A 23,426-nucleotide genomic window follows, 5' to 3' on the forward strand; every position below is an offset into this window, starting at 1 on the left:
ATAATAATGATAAAAATAATCAACAGACTCTTAGCTAGCCTAGCCCTGCTCAACTGCGGACTCGTGTTCGCGGCCGAGCAGCCCAACATAGTCGTTATCTTCGGTGACGATATCGGCTATGGCAATATCTCCGCCTACAACAACGGCATGCTGGGCTACCAGACACCAAATATCGACAGCATAGCCAATGAGGGCGCCCTACTGACCTCTTACTATGCCGAGCAGTCCTGCACCGCCGGGCGCTCGGTGTTTATCACAGGGCAGATGCCGGTACGAACCGGCCTGAGTAAGGTCGGTCTTCCCGGCGCTCCACAAGGCATTCAGCCCCAAGACATCACCATGGCTCAGGCCCTGAAAGATCTCGGCTATGCCACCGGCCAATTTGGTAAGAACCATCTGGGAGACAGAGATACCATGTTGCCAACAGAGCATGGCTTCGATGAGTTTCTCGGCAACCTCTATCATCTTAACGCCGAGGAGGAGCCCGAGAATCCGGATTACCCCAAGAGTGCGGCTTTTAAACAGCGCTTCGGTCCCAGAGGTGTCATCAAGTCCACCGCCGATACCAGCCATGAGAGCTCTGGGCTGCTGTCATCTAAACAAGGGGCACGCGTCGAAGACACTGGCGCCTTGACCAGTAAGCGCATGGAGACCATAGACGATGAAACCTTAGACGCTGCCAATGATTTTATGACGCGAAAAGTCGCCGAAGACAAACCCTTCTTCCTCTGGTACAACACCACCCGCATGCACAACTATACCCATGTGAGTAAGGAGCATTCCGGCGTCACAGGATTAGGCGATTATGCCGACGGCATGGTGGAACATGATAATCACATAGGAAACCTACTGGATAAGCTTAAGCAGCTGGATATCGATGACAATACTATCGTCATCTACACCACAGATAATGGCCCGATGAATGCCACCTGGCCCGACGCGGCCACCAGCCCTTTTCGCGGCGAGAAAGCCACTGCATGGGAAGGCGGATTCCGGGTACCCGCGCTGATAAAATGGCCTGACCATATAAAGCCTGGCTCTAAGTTCAACGGCATCATCTCGTCGGCTGACTGGTTTCCCACATTAGTCAGTATCGCGGGTAACAATAAGATCAAAAAAGAGCTATTAACCGGATATAAATCCAGTAATGGCAAGAGTTATCGCAACCATCTGGATGGTTATAATCAGGTGGATTATCTGACGAAACAATCAGATAAGAGTGCCCGTAATTCATTCTTCTATTGGTCTGATGACGGCGAGTTGCTGGCGATGCGCGACGGTCGTTGGAAGTTTCATTTCAAAATACAGGAGAACAAGGGCATAGCGGTGTGGACCCAGGCACAAACGACGCTGCGGGTGCCTAAATTGTTCGACTTGGCGGTCGATCCCTATGAGAAAGGCGACCAGGGCTTTGGTTATGATAACTGGTGGTACAAGCGCGCCTTTCTGGTGATACCGGCACAAATAAAGGTGAAACAGATGATGGCCAGCTTCAAAGATTTTCCACCTCGTCAGGTCGTCGGCAGCTTTACCGTAGATATCGACATGGAAGACATCCTCAAGGTATCCAAGCAAGGGAAGCAGTAGTTAAGCAAGCTCATAAGCCTAAGCGAAAACAAGCAGTGGTCCGCAGTCGCCCGATTGCGCCACTGTTTGTTTCAAGTCGAGCGCATCTCAACTGTAAATAACGGTCAAAATATGGCATAATATTGCGCAGAAAAAAGCTAGTAAATGCTTGTCGTAACGCTTAGGAACCCCATAATGACGCAGATCACCCTACTTACTCCCGATGATTGGCACCTTCACTTCCGTGATGGTGATATGTTGCAAGAAACTGTCCCGGCTACCGCCAGACTTTTCCAACGTGCTATCGTCATGCCAAACCTGCTACCACCGGTAACAGATGCCAAGATGGTCAATGCCTACCGTGAGCGCATTTTGGCGGCGCGTCCACAAGGTTCAAGCTTCGAACCTCTGATGACACTTTTCCTGACTAACGACACCACTAAGCAAGACATCATAGATGCAAAAGCGGCTGGCGTTGTGGCGGCTAAGCTGTACCCAGCAGGCGCGACCACTAACTCAGATGCTGCGGTAAAGGCACTCGATAGCCTCTTCCCTATCTTCGAAAAAATGGCTGAAATTGGCATGTTGCTGCTGGTTCACGGTGAAGTAACCGAATCACATATCGATATCTTCGACCGTGAAGCGATATTTATCGAGCGTAACCTGACTCGCATCGTCGATGCTTTCCCAAGCCTTAAAGTGGTGTTCGAGCATATCACCACTAAAGAAGCCGCCGAGTTTGTTGCAAGCGCCTCTGACTATGTAGCCGCAACCATCACGCCACAGCACTTACTGCTAAACCGTAACGACCTGTTAGTCGGCGGCATACGCCCACATAACTTCTGTCTGCCTGTGCTTAAGCGCAACATTCATCAACAAGCATTGCGCGCAGCAGTGGCTACTGGTTCTAGCAAATTTTTCTTAGGCACAGATTCTGCGCCACACGAGAAGCATCGCAAAGAATCGGCTTGTGGTTGCGCCGGTTGTTACAGCGCCTGGAGTGCACTCGAGCTTTACGCTCAGGTATTTGATGACCTAGGCGTTATTGACAAACTTGAAGGTTTTGCCAGTACTCACGGCCCGGACTTCTACGGTCTACCGAGAAACACCAGCACAGTAACACTGGTAAAAGAGACCTGGACGGTACCGAGCGAGATAATCCTACCAAATGGCAACCCAATCGTGCCTTTCTTCGCTGGCGAAGAAGTGAATTGGAAAGTGAAGGGATAAAGCAGTCCTGAGCTAGCTAAAAAGTTGCGAGTTCAAGATAGGGCTAAAAAAGCTACGAGCAGCGAGTTAAAGCTCGTAGCCTTCCTTACTTCTCGTGATTCCAGCCAACAAGTATGCCGGAATGACAGAAAGAAGCTGGATTCCGGCCAACAAGCACGCCGGAATGACAGAAATAACTCGAGCCTCGTACCTTCTAACCCCCCAACCTTCCTTCAACAACTTAAGTTAATTCTATTCCTGCCATCGGCTTTGGCGCGGTAAAGTGCTGTGTCTGCTGCGCATAACAGGGCTGTGCCTGTTCTGAACTGACCATCGACTTCAGCTGCGATTCCCTGACTCACACTCACTGTGACACTATCATCTAGGCCTAAGTCAGTATATTTAAGGCTATTGATTTCTAACTGAATATACTCGGCCATCGACTGAGCTTGCTTGGCATCAAAACCTGGAAGAATTAGCGCAAACTCCTCGCCGCCATATCTTGCTGCGACACATTCATCCGATGGCAGTGAGTGAGCAATCACATTAGCTATCCTCTGCAGGCAGTGATCCCCCTGAATATGGCCATACTTGTCGTTGAACAGCTTGAAATGATCGATATCTATGATCACCACGCTGATAGGTTTGGCTGATGTTGTGCAAGCTTGCCACTGAGATCGCAAGGAAGCATCGAATACTCTTCGGTTCGCCAGTTTGGTCAGGCAATCTGTCGATGCCCATTGATAGAGCTGTTGGTATTCGGATTTATGCTTGGTCAGGTCTCGTATCACTATGGCAAAAATCGGCGAACTCAATGATAAATAACTGATTGAGAACTCCACATCCAAACTACCACCTTCCGCTAATATCAGCGATGCTTCAATAGGCGCGTGTTCAAGCTGACACTGGCTGACAAGTTGCTCTTCCAACATCTGCTGATAGCGTGTCTTTTGCGGTTCTCTTAAATACTCTTGCCAGGTTTTACCAATAATGTTCTCAGGCTCCCCAAGCCTATCACTCGCCCCCAGCTTTCCACCAGATAGCAGTTCAATAGCCTTAGCGTTAATCATCTGAATTGTGCCACTGGCATCAACCACCAACACGGCTTCCATCAACTGCTGAACTAATAAATTGAGTACGCTGCGATAACAATCATCAAATAAAATATCATCGTCTGGAATACTGAAAGGTGTCGCTGCTATTTGTGTAGCTATAGGTGTTGGTGTAGATGCAGGTTCTGGTTCTGGCATAAGTGCAGATTCTGGCGCCGAAGCCTTAACAGCAGTTCGCATCGCAGCCAATGAAAACTCATCCAGAGGCATAGTCAATTGCTGAGCCATCTCGGCATTTTCCCTTTGAGTATTTAACCTAGCCTTTCTCATCATCGCGTGAAACTCATCAGCCGGAGATAAGCCTTTCTCCGCACACGATACTTGCCTATTGTCTTCATAGGGCTTGGGAGGGAGTGTTAACATTAGAGTATCCTTAACAGAATTTACTAACCTGACGCTTCAAATGCGTCTAACTGCTGAATACTCTACCTAATTAATGTGTTTAGAACCTTTCGGTAACCTTCTACTTTAATGCGTTGTTTTACAACAAAGTTCACCACATCCCCAAGAGCTTTTTTTAGCCGTCCCCAGGAAGATACAAGCGCCTCCCTTAATAGAGCCACCCATAATAAATCAACAATTAATCTAGTTAGTTAATAATTTTCGTCGTTCGATTGATGAATAAATTCAGAGCCAGATTTTCGATACATTCTTATAGCTAAAATGCAGATTAATGCTCGTTCTACATGGAAATGATGAATTTTAGGCAGGACTAGATAGCCAAGGAGTTGGTTGCTCGGTTTGATGATATCAAAAGATTAACTATCAGCTTACCTGAAGGTACTGACAACAATGTGAGAAATGTCGTCGCCGTTTTTCAAGGTGGTCACAATAGCTGGTGAGCTCTTGCAGTGTACCCACTGGACCATGAAATAGTTTCCCAAAGTCAGTAGTGATTTTTATCCAGTTATCACTAGAAATATTTAGCCTAGTTAAGACCTTAGAAGTATTTTCAGAAATAGCACCTCGTTTATCATCACGAATTATCCTGCCAGTTTCATCGACTAATTCAAGATAGTCTTTGAGTAAAAAGTAAACGCCTTTAGGCTGGTTTAGACGCTCATTTCCAATAAAAGGCAGCAGTTTGTCAGGTTGCTTGCCCTTTAAAGCAGCTTTTACACGCAATTTAAGACTGGTGTAGTCTGAGTCTTCCGGCGTTTTAGCCATTTTGGCTCGAATAGGATTAAGATCAACATAGGCCATACAGGCTAAAACAGCGGTTTCATCAAGCAAAGCCTGACTTTTAAAGCGTCCCTCCCAAAACCTCCCAGTACACTTATCTTCTTTGTTAGCCATTCGTGCGATAGGCTCATTGAGGCAGCGCATAAACCAAGATATATCACTTAAACGACTGCGATATAGGGCTATTGAATGCTTTAAGCTATTAATTTCAAAACTTTCAACCACTTCACCTTTAGCAAACTTTTGAGTAATTTCTGTCCCATTGAATATTTGATGCCAATGCTCAACGACGTCTCTGTCTGTCCAGTTATTAGACTCATAAATATCAACACTAAGAACAAGGTGCAGGTGATTAGACATCACTGCATAGGCTGCTACATCGATTGCAAACACACTGGCTAATGTCAGCAGTTGTGATTCAACCCAATCACGCCTGTGATCATAGTTTTTTCCAGTAAACTTATCATCGCCCATCAACATGGCGCGCCGACAAACACGCGAGCAGCAGTGATACCAGGATGTGTCTTCAATACTGACTTGAGTTCTTCTTGGACGAGGCATAACAGTCCTCCTACTTTAACCAATAACTAAAGCTTAGTAGGAGAGCAAATGTTTAGCCATTTCGAATGGGTGGCTCTATTTATTCGGTTAGCTTACAACTTAGTTTTATCGAAGCTAACTTTTTGAACACCTGTATAAGCAAATTCGATGCTATTGATAAACGCTGGCAGGTCATCACCCAACATATCCAGCGCCGATGGCTGGCTCAATATGGTTTGTAAGTCTTCAGCAGATTTGATTGGTGCAAATGCAGCATCAATTTGCTGTTACGTCGCAGCTGGGCAGCTTGTGTTAAAAGTGGCGCGCTGATGAGTAGCAGGCTGGCTAAAAACGCATACGAAAGTTTTTCGGAGGATTTCACAGTAGTTCCTTTTTAAGTGATTGATTAATTCCTTTTGCCATAACCTAAAGGTTAACGCCGTAGCGCGTCAACAAGCTAAACATATAATTTACAAATAATTCAAACCACCATAACAGCTTAAAACTGCAACAGTAACGACTACGAAAAGTGAAATTAGAAGAGCTTAATGCAAAGAATCTGATACAGGGTCAGAATAAGCTCTTCCCTGAAGGAAGAGCTTATTTATACTTTAATAAAACTTTATGATGTAGGTCTATTTTTAACTTGTGGGTCTTGGCTTTTAAATACTTCGCCATCACTATTGGTAAGTAACAAACACATACCTATGTCACCTTCATTTTTATTAGAATCTTTTACCGATAACTGATAACCAGCATCTTTTACTTTAAAAGACGTTATATCGCTAACAATACTGCCCGGGCTTTGATCGTTATAGGGAAACACCACACCGGCAAGGACTAATCCTAAGCTTTGTTCTCTATTCAACAAGTAGTAAATTTTACTATCTGACGCGGTAACTGTGACCGTTTCAGGATTAAAATGAAACACTGGATTAGTTGGTGTACCACTAACCGTAACATCAACAGTTAATTTTTTATTTGTCATTTTTTCACATCCTTTGTTATTGAAAGTTGTTGAACAATACCTTGCTCGGTTAATAAGGCTGTTAGCTGGGCATTAGAAATTAATTTACCTTGACAGCGTAAACTATCAGCGTAGGGAGCGATAAATTTGGGATCTTTATCTAACTTCTGGAATTGACTTAGTTGCCGACTAGCTAGTCTGCAACTGCTCGCCATTTGTCTTGTGTCGCCCATTAGCTGATACAGTTTGGCTTCTGCTAAATATGTCATTGCCTGCAACCATTCTATTTCACTGTTATTTATGTCTTGGGTTATTAGCTCATTGTTTAGTTGTTTGGCTTGTTGTAAGTAACGTTTTCCTTGTGATATCTGTTGACGGTCAAAATAATACTCAGCTAGTATTCGTTTGTATTTAGCGCGGAGTATTCTCGAATACTGATCATCAGTAAACATTTTTGAAGATGTTGAAAGCTCTGAAATAATTTGTTCAGTTGTTATGCTGAATTCTACTTCCTCTATTGATGCCATTTGTAAAAGGTGTAGCTTTAAGAAGAACAAATGTTGATGCCAAATCTGATTATTAGTATCTGTAGTAATTAATGCTGTAAACAGTTGGTGAGCTTTTAAGGCACTATCCGTGGCTAGTTGCATTTGACCTTTATACTTATATTGACTCGATATACTGTGATAACTCAACGCCAAGTTCTCAGCTAAATTCGCATTGGCTTGCAGTGCTTCATCTAGATTTTCTATATCAGCCTGAATAGCTTTATGCCTTTCAATACTAAGGTTAATATGTCCTTGGGATAAAGCAGCACTAGCTAGCCATGAATGGGTATCGGCAATATCTGCCAATAGCATCATGTCTTTCGGTGAAGAATTAGCCGCAAGCAACTTAAGCTGCAAAGATTCATTGAAATAGCCTTCGGCTTCATTAAATTGATGCAATTTCATCGACAATGAACCAATGGAGTTTGTTGCATAGGACAGTTCAATCAAAGCTTCAGGATCTGTCGGTGCCAACTGATACATAGTTTGGCTGTAACTCAGATACAGTTTATACCAAGGCCGTACCGCGGCCCAATCCCCCCTGTCATAATCAAGTTGACCTAGCCAAAAGGCATTCGCTCCTGCGGTTTTTAGTAACTCGAGGTTCTCTGGCTGTTCCGTTAACAAGGTTTCGAGTTTAGTTTTAGCCGCCAGCAAACCTGCGTTAGCTTCTTCTAGCTTGCCGCGAGAATAGGCTACTTCACCGATGGCTTCTAATGTTTGGGCGTGTTGAAAACGGGCTTCGAAACTGTAATTACTGGCATCATGGGTATTCGATTCGTCGCTGAAATATTCCAGCGCCTTGTTACTGATGCCATCGAGTAGATCCATACGGCCGATGCCGCGCAGCTTGTCGGCAAAATCCCCTACCATAAATCCAAGCAGGTTCTCTGCGGCGAGGCGCTTGTCTAATGCCCGCTGCTCGGCCTCGATACTGCGAAAGCTCATCAACACAGATAGCATGGTGAGGGCAACAAGTACTCCCGAAGTCAGTCGGCGACGCCAAAGACGAGCATTGACACGCTTTACCGATGCCGAAATAAGCGCCTGCTCTGCGGGTTCCAAAGTAAATAGTGGATTATGTGAAAGGAGTATTGCTTCCTGTAGCGGCTTACCTTTTGAAAGCAGGTAAGCCTGGGTTTTCGACTCGGTTAACCAGCGGCGAGCCTGATTGAGTAAGCGACTCTTAATGCCTAAGCTTTCGCTGTGGGCTTCTATCCATTTGGTCGCTCTGGGCCAACGTCTGAGCAGGGCTTCGTGGGCGATACTGAAACAGGCTTCATCATTTTGCAGGTGGGAGACAAATAGACGGTTATCCACCATGGCTTTAACCAGGTTTGTTTCAGCTTCCGAGCTTAGCTGTGACCAGCGCGCCGTGCGGCTGGTAATGGATATATCATCCTCTTTAAGTGTGACTAACAGTGACAAAATCTTAGGCACCGCCGCTGTTTCAGCCTCTGTCAGACTAGTGAGTACCTCTTCGGCATTTTTACCAATAGCACCCTCTAGCCCGCCTAAACTTTGATACTCAGAGACTAACAACTGGTCTGTGTCATCTCTGTTTAGATAAAGTGCCTGCAAGGTATATTGCAGCATAGGCAAGGCATCGGGGTTGGACGCGGCATCGGCGCAGAGCATCTCATCGAGCGGCACTGCGGTTTCACCGTCTAGCTGCCAGGTTAAATTTGCCGCTACGGCAGGCAAGCGGATCATCTGCAGTAGTTCCTGGCGAGTAGGTGGAGACAAATCGAAATGTGCCCCCCGGGACTTACCTGACATCAGGTTAGGGTATTGCACTAGGTCTGGGTAAAAATCGTTACGGCAAGCAGATAAAATAAGAATATGACCGGACTGTGCCAGGAACTCGATAACATCGAAAAATTCTTGTCTCTGCTCATCGCTAAACTGAGGCGAGGACAGTAAAACTTCTAACCGGTCAATAAACAGGGCAAAAAATGCATGCTGAGACTTATGACCTTTTAACGCCGACTTGCAGCACTGAATCGCCTTTTCTGGGGCTTCAGTGAGCGTATTTGCCAGTTGTTCAGCACTGTAACCATCGAATACAGGTTTATCCTGATACTCCCAATCCAGCATGGCGCTAGCCAGATCCACTAATGGCGGATTATCGACCACATCGGCCAAGTCGATATAACTATACGAGATCACCTCAATGCCATTGTATCCCTTGGAGGACATCAAGTTAGGCATCACGCCGGCATTGATTAAGGAGGTTTTACCACTGCCACTGGGGCCTAATATCAAACAGAAGGCGCGGCCATATTTAACTTGCAGGGTGATACGGTTAAGCAAGGTTGAAACTTGCTCACTGCGACCGAAGAACACATCGGCATGGTCGGCGCTATAAGCTTGTAAACCCGGAAATGGCGAACCAGACTGCCATTGTTGCGACTGCGCCGCTTCTGAGTGACCTTTAGGGAAACTTATCTTGGCTAAGGTGCGATAGCCACGCTTACGAATGGTTTCGATATATTGGGGTGAGGTAGCGCTATCGCCCAGGGCGCGACGCAGTTGATTGATGACCTTATGTAAGGGATTGTCACCCATAAACATATCGGGCCAACAATGGCTGACTATCTCTTCGGTGCTGACCACATCACCATCACGTTCACATAAGAGTGACAGCACATCCATCGCCTTAGGCTCAAGTTGTTTAACTTGGCTACCTAAGCGCAGGGAGTTGGAGCCGGGCTCAACCTGCCAGTCACCAAAGTAAAATGTGCTAAAACTCATTCTTCTTTCTTCCAATCAAGAGAACATAAGCTAACTTATTTCTGTGAGCCTTGTTCGCTTGTTCACACTGTTATAGCAGAACAGCAGTATTCAGTGTCGGCTCTCGGCAGTCAGAATCAAAATAACAAAAAATTTACATTAGTGCATAACTTATCAGGACGGGAGAAAAATGCTACTTTTTTACTACGACTTTAGGTGTGTATTGTTTTAAGAATCAAAAATTAAGCGGATATAAAGATTGTGTCGATTGCATAGCTCTTGAGGCGGTACTAGGCAATCACATCAAGTTTAAGAAAAGAGAGAAAGTCTTAGACCCGTTAAAGCAGGTCTAAGACTTTGTATTAATTGTTACCACGAATGCTTGTGACTAGGGCTTGTGGCTAGGGGCTCTTTCTAAGCCCTATTGCCGCAACAAGCAACTTAAGCAAAGATAAAGCTGTAGAGGTAACCTGCGCTAATCGCCATGCCCAATATCACAGCCAGAAAGGCGGCAATCATCTCGTTCTTGAATATCGACTTAAGCAGAATCACTTCGGTCAAACTCGCGCCAGCACTACCGATAATCAATGCCATCACAGAGCCTAGAGCCATGCCTTTCTGCACCAATGCGGCGCTTAAAGGGATCACAGCTTCGGCGCGAATATAGAGCGGAATACCGATAATCGCAGCGACAGGAATCGCGTACCACATGCCCTCACCCGCATACTTAGCAATCAGTTCAGTCGGGATAAAACCATAGATGAAAGAACCTAGTGTGATACCCAGTAGCAAGTAAGGCAGTACCTGCTTAAAGTCCTTCCAGGTCGAGCGCCAGATCCGCATCCAACGACTCTCTGCTTTTGCTATTTGTCCTGCACTTTCTGTATTTCCGGCATTAGCACTTTCAGTTCCACATGATGAACTCGTGCCACATGAAGAGACCACACTTGCCGCCTCACTTATTGTAGCCGCTCCGCAACCACTGGCTTCCATGGCTAATACAGGAGCCGATTGAGCTGCTACTCCGCAAGCTTTCACAGGCTCAACAGCAGACTGTTTCTCGGCAGCACTGTTTTTAGAGTCGCCGCAGGATGTGCCACAGCTTGATGCTTCTGCCGCTTCATAGGCTTCGGGTCGCACATAACGTTCAAAACCTAATTTTTCCAACACAAAACCTGCCGTAACAGCAACCACTAGCGCCACAGTAAAGTAGAACACAGCCACTTTAATGCCGAAGGTCACTACAAACAGGCCGATAATAATCGGGTTTAACAGTGGGCTCGAGAAGAGGAACACCATCATGGGGCCAAAACCCGCTCTGGCTCTAAGCAGCCCCTTCAAAAACGGGATGGTCGAGCATGAGCAGAATGGTGTGATAGCGCCCAAGAGTGCGGCAATCACGTAGCCTTTACCGTTACGTGAACTCAATATCGATTGGATCTTCTCAGGGGTAATAAACTCCTGCAGTACACCAACCAAGTAACTGATCACCAGAAACAGGATAATTAGTTCGGTTGCCAAGAAGGCGAACATGTTTGCGGCCTCTCGGGCCATGGCTAAAATTTCAGGACTCATAATAATTTCCACAATACTTAAAATATGAAATCGTTTTGAAATTTTCGAAGTTATCGACACTCATGTTCAGCATCTGCTTTGAAAAAAACATTTCGAAGAATATAGAAATAATATACTTATAGAAAACCATGTCAACTATATTTCTAGAATATTCGAAATAAATTTATGAATACCGGATTTTAGAAGTGAAACCTAGCGCTAATCAAGCACTAACGCTGAACCAAAAAATATGATGCTTATGGCTTTTGAATCGACGCTTGTTGACTAGGCTGTTTTTTGGCCAGTTACTTTTGAGTAGACAGCTTTTAGGTAGACGGCTCTTGAGTCGAAAGCTGAGGCGCACACTCTTCTTCGATGCAACATTCATCCTGCAAAAAACCGATAACGCCTTCGAGCTTAGTGAATTCAGCAACACAGAATAACGTCCGCCCTTCCCGCCTTTGTGACAGTAAGCCTGCAGAAACCAAACTGGAAATATGATGGGAGAGTGTTGAGCCAGGGATCTGCAGCTGTTCCTGCAAGCTACCTACTGCTACGCCTTGAAATCCGGCACGCACCACACGCTTAAAAATGGTTAAGCGCGTTGTATGGCCTAACTCTTTAAGTGCCTTGGCAACGACTTCGATATCCATCATGTTTCTACTCTCCCAAACCTAACCGAATTTAAATCAAACTACAATATTTCGATTTTAGCAGAAATATCAATTACAAAACAAGACTAGCGCTAATAGTGACTGATATGAAAAAGCCCACTTATTTCAAAGCGGGCTTTATTGAATTTAACGGCTAGCCTTCGCTACTAGCAACAAGTCGCCTTGGAAGAGTCATCCTTACAGCAAGCGTCATCTTTGTGGCTAGTACAATGGCAGGTGCAGTCATCCGAATCACAACTTTCACATACGCAGGTACATTTGCACTCATCGGACTTACTGGTACAGTTGCACTTTCCGTCACCACAGGCCTCATCTGGCTTACAGTTACAGTTACTGTTACTAGTGCAGGTACAATCACACTGACTATCAGCACAACACTGAGCATCAGAAGTGCTACAGCAAGTATTTTCAGTTTCATTCGCCGAGATACAACAAGGTTGAGTTTTATCGCTCATACATTCTCCGGGTAAAATAGTCGGTGCAAAAGGCACCTTTTATGACTCATATACCTGAAAAGACGAATACCCTAAAAAAAGGATGCAAGAAATTTTAACTATTTAAGAGAAAATTATAAAACTTAGATACTGCCCATCATGCTACTAGCACTGAGACTAGCACTTACCGCAGCGATTTTTAGGCGGAAGAAAGTCATCAACTTTCCCTTTAGCGTTGACCACTGGAGCACAACAGCTAACTAAGCTAGTAGCCAAGAGCTCCCTCCCTCTTAAAACACGGGATTTGACTGCAGACAGACTCAAATTAAGTCGTTCGGCTACGGCCTTTTGCTTCATTCCTTCAATATCGCTGAGCAGGAGCACATCTCGATACCTCTCATCTAACGCCATCACCATAGGTTTCATACAGACACTCATTTCTGAAAATGCACTTTCTTCCTTTGAATCAGCAACAAGATCTTGAGGCAATTCATCATTAGGACGGCGGGTTCGGTAATAATCTATGATGGTATTTTTAGTGACTTGATAGAGCCATGCAATGGGGGAGTCTGGCGCATCGTTCTGCTGCAATAATTTAACGAAAACCGCACTAAGAATATCTTGCGCATCCTCTTTATGACTGACTTTCCGGCCGATAAATGCCAGTAACTCACTCTGGTATTGCGAAAATGCTTTCGCCGCAACTTGCTGCATAAAAACTCCTAACGACAACTGAGGCTCAGTGCTTAGACGAACGAGACTCTTAGTTTAAACTAACGACAATTTTAAGTTAGACGAACGATAATTGAAAAGGATGCAAATCTTTTATAAAAAGTTTTTTATAAAAGCCCTAAAAAAACACTAATCATCACTAACCTTCTTAAAGTTAACCCGTTTACGAATTGAGCCTACTATCTTGAGCATACCTTCTTGAACATAGCTGCTTGAAAATACCCATGTCGTCACGAAAACGTGGGTTCTTGCTGCCAGACTCAGTATAATCAGCATTATAACGTTAATGTAATGACAAAGTTGAGAACGAGATGGCAAGAACCGCTGCTGCACTGCACATATTAGTCAAACATAAAGAGCAAGCCGAAGACATTATCAAGCAATTGAAAAAAGGCGTTAAATTCGATGTGTTAGCCAAGAAACACTCGTCTTGTCCATCGGGCAAGAAAGGCGGTAGTTTAGGCGAATTCAAGAAAGGTCAGATGGTGCCGCCATTCGATAAGGCCTGTTTTACCGGTGAGATTTTAACGCCTCAATTAGTCAAAACCAAGTTCGGCTGGCATGTGATTAAGGTTTTATACCGAACTTAATGAAACTAGGTAAACAGATAAAGGTCAGATGGATTTATACCTGCCATTCGTTAAGGCCTGTTTTACCGGTGAGCTTATAACGCCTCAATTAGTCAAAACCCTCTTAATGAAGAGATGGAGCTGGCATGTGATTAAGGTTTTATACCGAACTTAATGAAACTAGGTAAACAGATAAAGGTCAGATGGATTTATACCTGCCATTCGTTAAGGCCTGTTTTACCGGTGAGCTTATAACGCCTCAATTAGTCAAAACCCTCTTAATGAAGAGATGGAGCTGGCATGTGATTAAGGTTTTATACCGAACTTAATGAAACTAGGTAAACAGATAAAGGTCAGATGGATTTATACCTGCCATTCGTTAAGGCCTGTTTTACCGGTGAGCTTATAACGCCTCAATTAGTCAAAACCCTCTTAATGAAGAGATGGGGCTGGCATGTGATTAAAGTTTTATACCGAACTTAAAAGAGAGAAGGTCGCTGCGCGACTGCGAGAACGACCTTAGGTCTGCGAGTCAGTGACTTTGTCACCACGAGTACGGCCTCCGAGAACAAGCTTTGCTCTTTCCTCGCAGCCAACGTGTTGGCGTTCTCGAAGGGAACTTGTTCCCGTTCTCGCAACTCGAACTCAAAGCGTAGCGCTCTGCCTTTATCTCGCCAGCTCCAATAGCAAGCGCAATAAAGGCTCTGGCTTATCTAAGCTGGCATCATGACCGCAATCATCCAGGTAAATAGCTTTGCTCTGATAAAAATGGGCTAAAGCTTCACCACAACTGGGGTGAGCCAGCCTGTCTCGATTGGCTACTATTACATTCACAGGGACACTCTCAGGACCATTTACCAGACTATTTACAGGAGCATTCGCAGGGAGAGAGTCAATAACAGGGGCATCAAACGAGGCACATGCGACTAACTGCCTCAAGCCATTGAATAGAGAAGTATGACCTTGTTGTCGATAATGACTCCAGTCTTGTATCAACTTAATATCATCGCCCCTGCATTCACTGGTGAGCTGGATAACTGTCGCCTCGAGTAAGCTGACACCTGGAAGTTCTCCGTTGAGCCAGCGTCTGCCTGTCCCCCAGGCTGATTTGACCAAAGAGCTTAGCTGAAAACGGCGGTACCAAGGCGATAGATTGGCGGCACTACTGTTGATAAACACCACTCGTTGCACTCGGTTTGGTTTATGTTTTGCCATTTCCAGCGCCAACATACCGCCCATAGAAAGCCCTACCAGACAGACAGGCTCGAGCACTTCCCTTGTCGCCCCCTCGCTTAACACCTCATCAATCTGCGCCCAGACATAGTCGGCATAGGCTGAGATACTCAAGGGACTGTTAATCTCAACCAAGGTACCATTGCCTGGCAAGTCTGGCGTGATAACCCGGACTCCGGCCGCCGCGAGCCGTTGAGCAAATCCATACCAGTGACGGCGGTCTCGCATCAAGCCCCTGAGTAGTACGAATGTCATGGACCTCCCCTATAAAAAAATCTGATAAGCCGTTTACATCAAACAGCTTTACTTAAACCAGAAACGTTCTGCATCGTGGGTCAGCAGCGCAAGTTGTGCTGGCGATACCCGCTCCAATACTTGCCCATAGGCCGAGTCCAAAAGAAATTGCATCAAGATAAAATGACGGCGCAATATCCTCTGGTGTCTGTGGGGCTTCTGCGGATTGAAGTACCCCGAGAAGCTCAATACCTGCCGGGGATTCTTTCGCAGCCAGGCCCAGGAGCCCATCTCTAATGTTAGGGGAATAAAGGGAGCCGTTCCTTTGTTATTCACCACTAAATAGTCCCAGATATCGCCATGGGTGCGATAAAAATGACTCTGAGGCGCGAGCCGATAGTGACCATGATGGGAATAACCCGTCTCAAATAGCCGCTTAAGATGATAGATATACCCCATGCCTTCGAATGGCTTAGCGGTATGGGCGTAGGGAAACCAGATATGATCATTCAGGCCAAAACCCGAGTGAGCATCGAGGCAGAGCAAGCTGGTACTCTCGAGCTGCAAGTGCTTCACATACTTTACCAAAGCTGAGGTCTCCGCCTCCATCTCACCCGAGCCTCGATACCAGGGCAGCTTCTGGGACAGGGTTTGCCCACCCAGCATAAAAGTCACCTTGCCACTCGCCTCTATGGGAGCATTGCGCATCAAGTCGACGTTATTGCCGTTGCCGCGACTGCCGCGCAGAAATCCCACCGGATTAACCACAGGCACAAAGGCTAAACGTATCTCTTTGAGCAAGGCTTGCAGGTGAGTATCCCAAGGTAAACGATTGAGTAGACTGGCGAGAAAAGCCAACACCACCTGAGCGCCGATCCGCTCGACGCCGTGTACCCCGCCGACAAATAGCACTGTAGGGCAAGGTTTGTCTTGCTGACCCAGTTCAATGGCCGTAATGGCAAGGGGCTCACCACGATAGCTAAGATCGGCCAAAGATTGATGACGAAAGCTATCTTGATGTTGCGCCACCAGGCGTTTGAGGGTATCTATCTCGAAAGCATGTTCGAATGAAAACTTTGCCATTAGTCAGTTAAGTGGTGACAGATGATGAAACCAGACTAGCCATAGAATGAGACAAGAGGATGACAAATCCCCGCTTTCGCTATCCCTGCGATCACGGATACATGCCTCCAGGTACAAAAAGGGCGGCACACAGTGCCGCCCTAGTTCTTCAAATTAAACCGTTAAATCAAGACCCGGTCTCAGCCTCTGATTTTACAGGCTTACACTTCTGGTGCACTAAGATGAGTGCAATCAGAGATACGGCGCCTACGGCGATACCCGCAGGCTGACTGAACGACTGAGGTAAGCCCAGTCCTATGCCAGCGGTCATAATGTAAGACACGGTCACACTGGTTCCACCAATCGCAGGCAGGCTCACTATCCAATGGAAAGCGCCTCTGTCGAATAGGTACTTAGTGGCTAGCCAGAGCACACTGGTCGACAGCAGCATGTTCGAGAAGGCAAAGTAGCGCCAGATAAGCGTGAAATCAATCTTAGTCATAAAGTAGGCAATGACCAGAATAGGCACGGCAACCAAGAGACGATTACGAATGTTTTGAGGGATTCTGAAGGCATCGATTATGGTCAATCGCAGAGATCTAAACGCCGTATCCCCGGAAGTGATCGGGAAAACTGCCACAGCGATAATAGCCATTATGCCACCAGCAACACCAAGGTAAGTGGTCGCTACTTGGTTAACCACCATTCCCGGACCGCCTAGATCCAGTATTGATTTAAGCTCCACGTAACCGCCCGGAAACGCTGCGATACCCGCCAGCGCCCATACACAAGCAACAATGCCTTCACACATCATGGCGCCATAGTAGACTGGACGGACATATTTTTCATTGGTCAGACAGCGGGCCATTATCGGCGCCTGAGTCGAGTGGAAACCACTGATAGCACCACAAGTAATGGTCACAAATAGCAACGGCCAAACCGGCAATCCATCAGGATTAGGTTCCAAGAGATCATTGTTATAATGGCTATGATCGAAGTAGGCGAAGATGTCTCCCACCTCAGGTAGCTGAGGGGCACTAATCAATAACGCCACACCGATAGACACAGTCATGACTATCATCAAGAGACCAAATATCGGGTAAAGCTTAGTGATGATCTTATCGATAGGCAGCATGGTTGCCAGGAAATAATAGGCCAGAATAACCAATACCCAGAAGGTGTTGTTCGCGAGAATAGTCCCCTTGAAGTAATCTAAGTTACTCAATAATCCCGCGGGGCTCATGATGAACACCACGCCGACGAAGAACAGCAACATGGCGGTAAAGATAAGCATCACGCCTTTAGCGTACACATTGAAATAGCGTCCGGCTATTTCGGGAAGACTCTTACCATCCTCTTTGATACTGAGCACACCGGAGAAATAATCATGGACCGCGCCGCCTATGATGTTACCTAAAACGATCCACACCAGAGCAATTGGACCATAAATGGCACCTAAGATGGGGCCGAAAATCGGGCCGACACCGGCAATATTGAGAAACTGAATTAAGAAGGCTTTCACCGGATGAACTTCGACATAGTCGACTCCATCGGCAAAGCGAGTTTGTGGGGTCTTCGCATTCTTGTCGATTCCCGCCTGACGTTCTACAAACGGACTGTAGAACTTATAAGCGAGTACCAACAAGGTAATGCAGATAATGAATATAAGCATTTTTTATCATCCATACTTTTATAGGGTACATTTACGGTTACGAGTGTCTGCCAGTTGAGACATCAGGTCAAGTAACAATATGTTATACCAAGGTCTAACTTGATCAGGCTCAAAGCTTGATGTAGCGGGGGTTGGAGGACTCGGACAGAAAATTGGAGAGGCCCATTAATTGGTATGAACCTCAGTCCTTTAGCTTACATTATTTATATCTACTTGCTGCCTTTATACTAGCTTATCGTCCTACATTTCCTTATTGCGTCAGCGAAGATATGTTGGCAAGGGCACGATTAAATCTGCTTTCTACGGCCGGAGATTTGTCGAACTGCTCGAATCCCCTAGCCATAACGCCATCTAACCGAGAGAGTCGGTCATCCAGTGACGGGTGGGTCTTAAACATCATGGCCATGCCTGCATCGTCTGGATTTATCATCTGCAACGAGTGCAGCACGGCGGGTAAACCATAAGGATCATAGCCGGCTCTCGCCGCCAATACCACGCCCATGGCATCGGATTCAAACTCATCTTCCTTATCTAAGCCTCGAATATATATCTCGGTGCCAGCGGTAACGAGTTTAAGGGACTGAGTATCTTCCTCTTTGGCCGTTAACACCACACTGGTGATATCTGTCAATGCGCTCATGCCACTGGCTTTCTTCAACGCATTCAGATGATGTCGGCGCAGCACATGAGATATCTCATGACCGAGCACACCCGCTAATTCGGCCTCATTGTTGAGTCTAAGCAACAAACCTTTAGTGATCACCACATAGCCACCGGGAGCGGCGAAAGCATTGATACTCATGTCATCCATTACGGCAAAGCTCCAGGGTAAATTAGGCCGCTCCGAATGCATGCTCACCCAGCGACCGACTTTATTGACATAGCTCTGTACCTCTTGGTCAGGCAACAAGGGAGCCACGCCGAGCAAGTTAGTCACTATCTCTTGACCCAAAATAATCTCGCCGGTTTCATCAAGCTCGGTCAATGCATCTGAGGTATGACCTATGGCGGAAAGACTTTTACCAATGTCGATATTATTAATCACTAAGCCCTGAGTCGAGCAGGCACTACAAATGACAGAAGCCATAAGCAATATGAAAGTTAACCTTGATGTTCTCATGACTTACCTCCAACAAGGTTATCGGAAATGGTCTCGGCGCTAACAGCTAAATCTTTCGCTGAACCTTCTACTGAAGCCGTCACATAATCTCGCTGCTGTTCATTGAGATTCTCCTCTCTGGCAAAAGATTGCGCATCCGTTCCCGATACAGCGAAAGACTGCATGGTCTTAAATGCGTAGGGGTTAGGACTCGGTTCGGAAAACTTATTCTCGTCGAGCCCACGAGAGGCCGTGGTGACAGTGCTGCCACTGCTTCCCGTGGTCACTAGATTAAATACCTGCTTGGTACCGGCAAACGAGTCCGATGTCTGCAGCGACTGTAGGTCATAACGCACACTGAACATCTTCACCCAGCCAGTGAGTGCTTCGGCCTGAATTTCCAACCAACTGGACTTCCTTGACAGCACATCGACAGAGAGTGCCTCGGCCAACATCTTAAGCGTGGCGGCATCGCTAAAAGGTTTAGCTTTTAGCTCAGTATCACGCACTAAGCTGGCTTTATCCCGACTCGTTATCTCTTGGCTAGCCAGCTTTTGACTGAAGGTGACGCTGGTCATCGCCATCAAGGGCAATACCAGCCAGAATGATATTCGTTTTTGCTTCATTAAAGATCGTTTCATTAAACTCTCTCCCTATTTACAGGGCCTTCCAAATCAGAAATATTTACAGCCTCTGTTGGTGCAAACAGCTCGACATCTTTTGCCCGGCCTTTAACTTTATAAAAGCCGAATGGTTCGAAGTCAAAACGCTCGCCACAAAGTGTCTTAGTGTCACTCGACACCAAGATTCTAGAGACCCCCTTGGTCAATCCTTCGATCCTACTGGCCAAATTAACCGTATCGCCAATGGCGGTATATTCCTTACGTTGATCTGAGCCAATAAGGCCGACAACAGCCGGGCCTGAGTGTATGCCAATGCCAACATCGAAATCGGCATCCTGTTCACCCAACTCTTGTTTAAACTGCTGTAGCACCTCAGCCATTTCAAGGGCTGCTTTAACGGCGTTAACCGCATGTTGATGATCATCTAACGGTGCCCCCCAAAATGCCATGATGCAGTCGCCGATGAACTTGTCCAATGAGCCTCCATGTTTGAAAACGACCGCCACTTGCAAGGTAAAGTAACGGTTCAATAGACTCACCACCTCCTGGGGCGAACGATTCTCAGACAAGCTGGTAAAGCCACGAATATCGGAGAAAAGTACCGAGATCTCCCGACTCTCTCCCTCACGACTCAGCCCCTCACTGGACACCAGTTCTTTCACTACCAAAGGATTAACGAAGCGACTGAAAAGCCTGATCGCCTTCATTCTTGATTGACGCTCAATCAGATACTCTCGTAGCGCCAAAGAGAAGTAATACAACCACACCAACACCAGCGGCGTGAGCAAATGCAGCAAGAGTAACTGACTCAAAAATAGATAGCTGACGAGTAAGCCCAATACACTCGCCCCCAGCAGTGATACCCCCACTGAGATGGCATTGATTCTAAGCAAGAAGCAGACATACACAGAGACAATCGAGCCCAGAGAGATAAGCAGATAACTCCACATTGGAAGAAGAGTCATATAGCGCCCATTTTTCAGGTTATCTATGGCGGTGGCGAGAATGTCTAAGCCGGAATACAGGCTATCTATGGGCGTAACCCGAATATCATGCAGCGCTGAGGCGTCGGCGCCTATGATGACAATTTTCCCCGCTAACTCGGTTGGATCTCGCAGCGGTGTCTCTCGGTTAAAATCATCATAGAGATCGGCATAGGAAAATCGTCGATAGGGATTCTTAGCGCCGCCCCATGACAGAACGATATGCTCAACTTCAGGTACTTGATAGCCGAGTGCACTCACCACCTTTGCCGGAAGCGAAGGCATCAACCAACCGTAAAGATTCTGATAAACATCATACTTGCGCCCCACGCCATCGATGTCGTTGAGAAAGTTAACTGTGCCCAGACGCCAATACTGAGTGGCTACCGCAAGAGGAGGCATGAGGGCGGCTCTCGCATTGGGTAGTGAAAACTCAGTTTTAATCAATCCAAGCTTATCGGCAATCTGTGACAATTTGGGGCCGTTTTTATCTTGCTCAGAGGATAGCCTTATCAGGGGGAAGAAGATGTTTTCCTTACCCGCTAATGCCTGATTGAACATGGCATCACTTTCGACTCGATAGAGATCCCGTTCGACGAAAGAGAGATCGAATACTATGGCCTCAGGACCTTGCTTACTGATCCCCTCTATCATTTCACCATGCACAGAGCGTGGCCAGAACCAGCTGCCAACCTTATCTTCCATACGAGCCAGACTGGCATCATCGATATTGACTATCACGACATCGGGATCTGGCTGCGTACTCCTCGCATGTATCTTGACTAAAAAATCCGAGAGTCCGAACTCCAATGGGCGTAGCGTCTGCAACCAGCTCATCTCGATACAAACCAAGAGCAAGACAAAAACTGTGAACACATTGAGGAAGTTACCGCTCTGCTTCATCACTCTCACTTATTACCTAAGTTAAGTAACCAGGGATCTTAGATTCATCCACCTCATCAACCTGCACACCATCCATATATTCATTGGCATATTGCAGATACACTTTTTTATCCACAAAAATACGGAACAAGTCCGGGTCTATATGGCCATTGAGGCTAAACTTGCCGAGAATAAATAAGGACTCAGATAAAGTTTTCCCTGTCTTATAGGGCCTGTCCTTCGCCGTTAAGGCTTCAAAGATATCGGCTATTGCCATGATTCTCGCCTGTACCGACATGTCCTCGCCGCGCAGGCCTCTAGGGTAACCTTTACCGTCCATGCGCTCATGATGTCCGCCAGCATATTCTGGAATATCCTGTAGGTGTGTTGGCCAAGGCAGAGCTTCCAACATGCGTATGGTGACCGAAATATGGTTATTGATAATTTTACGCTCATCTCCCGTCAGGGTGCCGCCGCGGATCTGCAGGTTTTCGACCTCATCTTCTGTCAGCAAAGCCTGTGTTCCCCCCTTATAATCGACCCAAGTCCCACAGGCTATCGACATGACACGCTCAAGATCTTCATCTTTCATGCGCTCACAACCTATGTTGGCATGAGCTAAAAAATCGCGATCACTTCTCAGAGACTCCAGCTCATGGTGTAACTCCTGAGTGAGTTGTGATGACATACTGTCTTGGGCAAGCCGCTTTAAATAGCGGATCTCGGCATCACGTCCCATAATTTCGAAACGCGCATCGATCAAGTCAATACGATCGAAGATGGTCTGTAATTTGGTCGCTTTTTCGATGACATGCACAGGGGTGGTGATCTTGCCGCAGTCATGCAACATTCCCGCTAACCAGAGCTCGTACCTTTCATTTTCTGACATGGAAAAATCTTTCAGCGGCCCCTCCTCCATGTTTTGTACGGCATCGGCCAACATCATGGTTAACTTAGGGACTTGCTGACAATGCCTGCCTGTATTGGCGGATTTTTCATCTATGCCTATGTTGATTAAATTCACCAGAGACTCGAGAAGCTCTTCTAGCTGTAAGATGAGTTCCTGATTGGTAATAGCGATAGCGGCCTGAGAAGATAGCGCCTCAATAAACAGTTGATCCGTTGTTGAAAATGCTTGAATTTGGCCGGAGGGATCAGCCATCGAGTTGACCAACTGCAGCACACCAACCAATTCTGAATTATGATCCAGCATGGGGACGGCCAACAGAGACTGGCAATGATAATCATAAACTTCATCGAATCTGCGCATCCCAGAGAAGTTAAAGATTGGCGTATCATAAACATGCTCAATATTAACCGATTCTTTGCGATTGGCGGCATAGGCAACAACGGCCTCCAAATTCGGTTCACCATTGTCGAGAGACAGGGGAATCGACCTCATCTTATCCGATTTCTCCCGACTGCCGCCAAAGTGCAGATCCAAAGAGGCATTAATAAGGATATCGAATTCAAGAAATTTTTTATCCGAACTGACACGATACAAGGTACCGCCATCGGCATTGGTGATCGTTCGCGCCGTATGTAAAATTCTCTCCAACAAGAACTTAATATTCTTGATGTCGTTGAGCGCGATACTTAAAGTCGTAAGATGTTGTAACCTTTCTTCAATTTGTTTATTACTAAGTTCAGACATGTTGAAAACCACATAAAATAAGAGACTCGGAAGTAAAACCTGACCCTATATCAACGCACTTTTCTTATTCCCCACCTTACTCATATAGTCGCAAAGCCAGTCGCAGTCAAACTCCTGGGCCCTGGAAACCAATGAAATGAGCACTCTATTGTTAGCCAATATGT

17 protein-coding genes are annotated in these 23,426 nt (G+C 46.2%); 3 read left to right on the plus strand and 14 right to left on the minus strand.

What is annotated here, in order from left to right; translation table 11 throughout:
* Positions 1–6: 6 nt before the first annotated feature.
* Together FS373_RS12710 and pyrC are read left to right on the plus strand one after the other, a co-directional pair.
* Complete coding sequence (locus FS373_RS12710; protein ID WP_144047829.1) at positions 7–1,587, plus strand: arylsulfatase; 1,581 nt, start codon at positions 7–9, stop codon at positions 1,585–1,587.
* A gap of 174 nt (positions 1,588–1,761) precedes the next feature.
* The gene (gene pyrC / locus FS373_RS12715; RefSeq protein ID WP_144047830.1) at positions 1,762–2,796 is read left to right on the plus strand and encodes a dihydroorotase; all 1,035 of its coding nucleotides are present in this window, start codon (positions 1,762–1,764) and stop codon (positions 2,794–2,796) included.
* 212 nt (positions 2,797–3,008) lie between these two features.
* On the opposite strand, the gene FS373_RS12720 is transcribed toward pyrC, so the two are convergent.
* The 7 genes from FS373_RS12720 to FS373_RS12750 all read right to left on the minus strand — a co-directional run bounded on the left by FS373_RS12720 (position 3,009) and on the right by FS373_RS12750 (position 13,233).
* Positions 3,009–4,250 (minus strand): sensor domain-containing diguanylate cyclase, encoded by a 1,242-nt coding sequence (locus tag FS373_RS12720; RefSeq protein WP_144047831.1) that lies wholly within the window; start codon positions 4,248–4,250, stop codon positions 3,009–3,011.
* Positions 4,251–4,652: 402 nt separating this feature from the next.
* Complete coding sequence (locus FS373_RS12725) at positions 4,653–5,630, minus strand: transposase (RefSeq protein ID WP_152829590.1); 978 nt, start codon at positions 5,628–5,630, stop codon at positions 4,653–4,655.
* Positions 5,631–6,231: 601 nt separating this feature from the next.
* The gene (locus FS373_RS12730; RefSeq protein WP_144047832.1) at positions 6,232–6,597 is read right to left on the minus strand and encodes a DP-EP family protein; all 366 of its coding nucleotides are present in this window, start codon (positions 6,595–6,597) and stop codon (positions 6,232–6,234) included.
* A complete protein-coding gene (locus FS373_RS12735; protein WP_152829591.1) occupies positions 6,594–9,878 on the minus strand; it encodes a winged helix-turn-helix domain-containing protein in 3,285 nt (1,094 codons plus the stop codon). The genes FS373_RS12730 and FS373_RS12735 overlap by 4 nt, the downstream gene beginning before the upstream one ends.
* A 420-nt stretch (positions 9,879–10,298) precedes the next feature.
* Positions 10,299–11,432, minus strand: coding sequence for a permease (locus tag FS373_RS12740; protein WP_152829592.1), 1,134 nt, complete (start codon positions 11,430–11,432; stop codon positions 10,299–10,301).
* A 305-nt stretch (positions 11,433–11,737) separates the two neighbouring features.
* The gene (locus FS373_RS12745; protein ID WP_144049088.1) at positions 11,738–12,064 is read right to left on the minus strand and encodes an ArsR/SmtB family transcription factor; all 327 of its coding nucleotides are present in this window, start codon (positions 12,062–12,064) and stop codon (positions 11,738–11,740) included.
* Between the two features lie 632 nt (positions 12,065–12,696).
* Positions 12,697–13,233: a sigma-70 family RNA polymerase sigma factor gene (locus tag FS373_RS12750; RefSeq protein ID WP_144047835.1), complete on the minus strand. Its 537-nt coding sequence runs from the start codon at positions 13,231–13,233 to the stop codon at positions 12,697–12,699.
* Between the two features lie 329 nt (positions 13,234–13,562).
* Here FS373_RS12750 and FS373_RS12755 point away from each other — a divergent pair, with 329 nt between their 5' ends.
* Positions 13,563–13,841, plus strand: a complete 279-nt coding sequence (locus tag FS373_RS12755) for a peptidylprolyl isomerase (RefSeq protein ID WP_144047836.1) — start codon at positions 13,563–13,565, stop codon at positions 13,839–13,841.
* Positions 13,842–14,486: 645 nt separating this feature from the next.
* Here FS373_RS12755 and FS373_RS12775 read toward each other — a convergent pair.
* From FS373_RS12775 to FS373_RS12805, 7 genes are all read right to left on the minus strand, one after another.
* Positions 14,487–15,308, minus strand: a complete 822-nt coding sequence (locus FS373_RS12775; protein WP_152829593.1) for an alpha/beta fold hydrolase — start codon at positions 15,306–15,308, stop codon at positions 14,487–14,489.
* Between the two features lie 48 nt (positions 15,309–15,356).
* Positions 15,357–16,370: a DUF2817 domain-containing protein gene (locus tag FS373_RS12780; protein WP_144047840.1), complete on the minus strand. Its 1,014-nt coding sequence runs from the start codon at positions 16,368–16,370 to the stop codon at positions 15,357–15,359.
* A 166-nt stretch (positions 16,371–16,536) separates the two neighbouring features.
* Positions 16,537–18,021, minus strand: a complete 1,485-nt coding sequence (locus FS373_RS12785; protein ID WP_144047841.1) for a carbon starvation protein A — start codon at positions 18,019–18,021, stop codon at positions 16,537–16,539.
* 250 nt (positions 18,022–18,271) lie between these two features.
* Positions 18,272–19,141: a M48 family metalloprotease gene (locus tag FS373_RS12790; protein WP_144047842.1), complete on the minus strand. Its 870-nt coding sequence runs from the start codon at positions 19,139–19,141 to the stop codon at positions 18,272–18,274.
* Entirely contained in the window at positions 19,138–19,761 is a 624-nt protein-coding gene (locus FS373_RS12795) for a hypothetical protein (protein WP_152829594.1), read from the minus strand. The genes FS373_RS12790 and FS373_RS12795 overlap by 4 nt, the downstream gene beginning before the upstream one ends.
* Entirely contained in the window at positions 19,761–21,629 is a 1,869-nt protein-coding gene (locus FS373_RS12800; RefSeq protein ID WP_152829595.1) for an adenylate/guanylate cyclase domain-containing protein, read from the minus strand. The genes FS373_RS12795 and FS373_RS12800 overlap by 1 nt, the downstream gene beginning before the upstream one ends.
* A gap of 16 nt (positions 21,630–21,645) precedes the next feature.
* Positions 21,646–23,262: an HD domain-containing phosphohydrolase gene (locus FS373_RS12805; protein ID WP_144047845.1), complete on the minus strand. Its 1,617-nt coding sequence runs from the start codon at positions 23,260–23,262 to the stop codon at positions 21,646–21,648.
* Between the last annotated feature and the right edge of the window lie 164 nt (positions 23,263–23,426).

This window comes from Shewanella sp. YLB-07 (genome assembly GCF_009377275.1).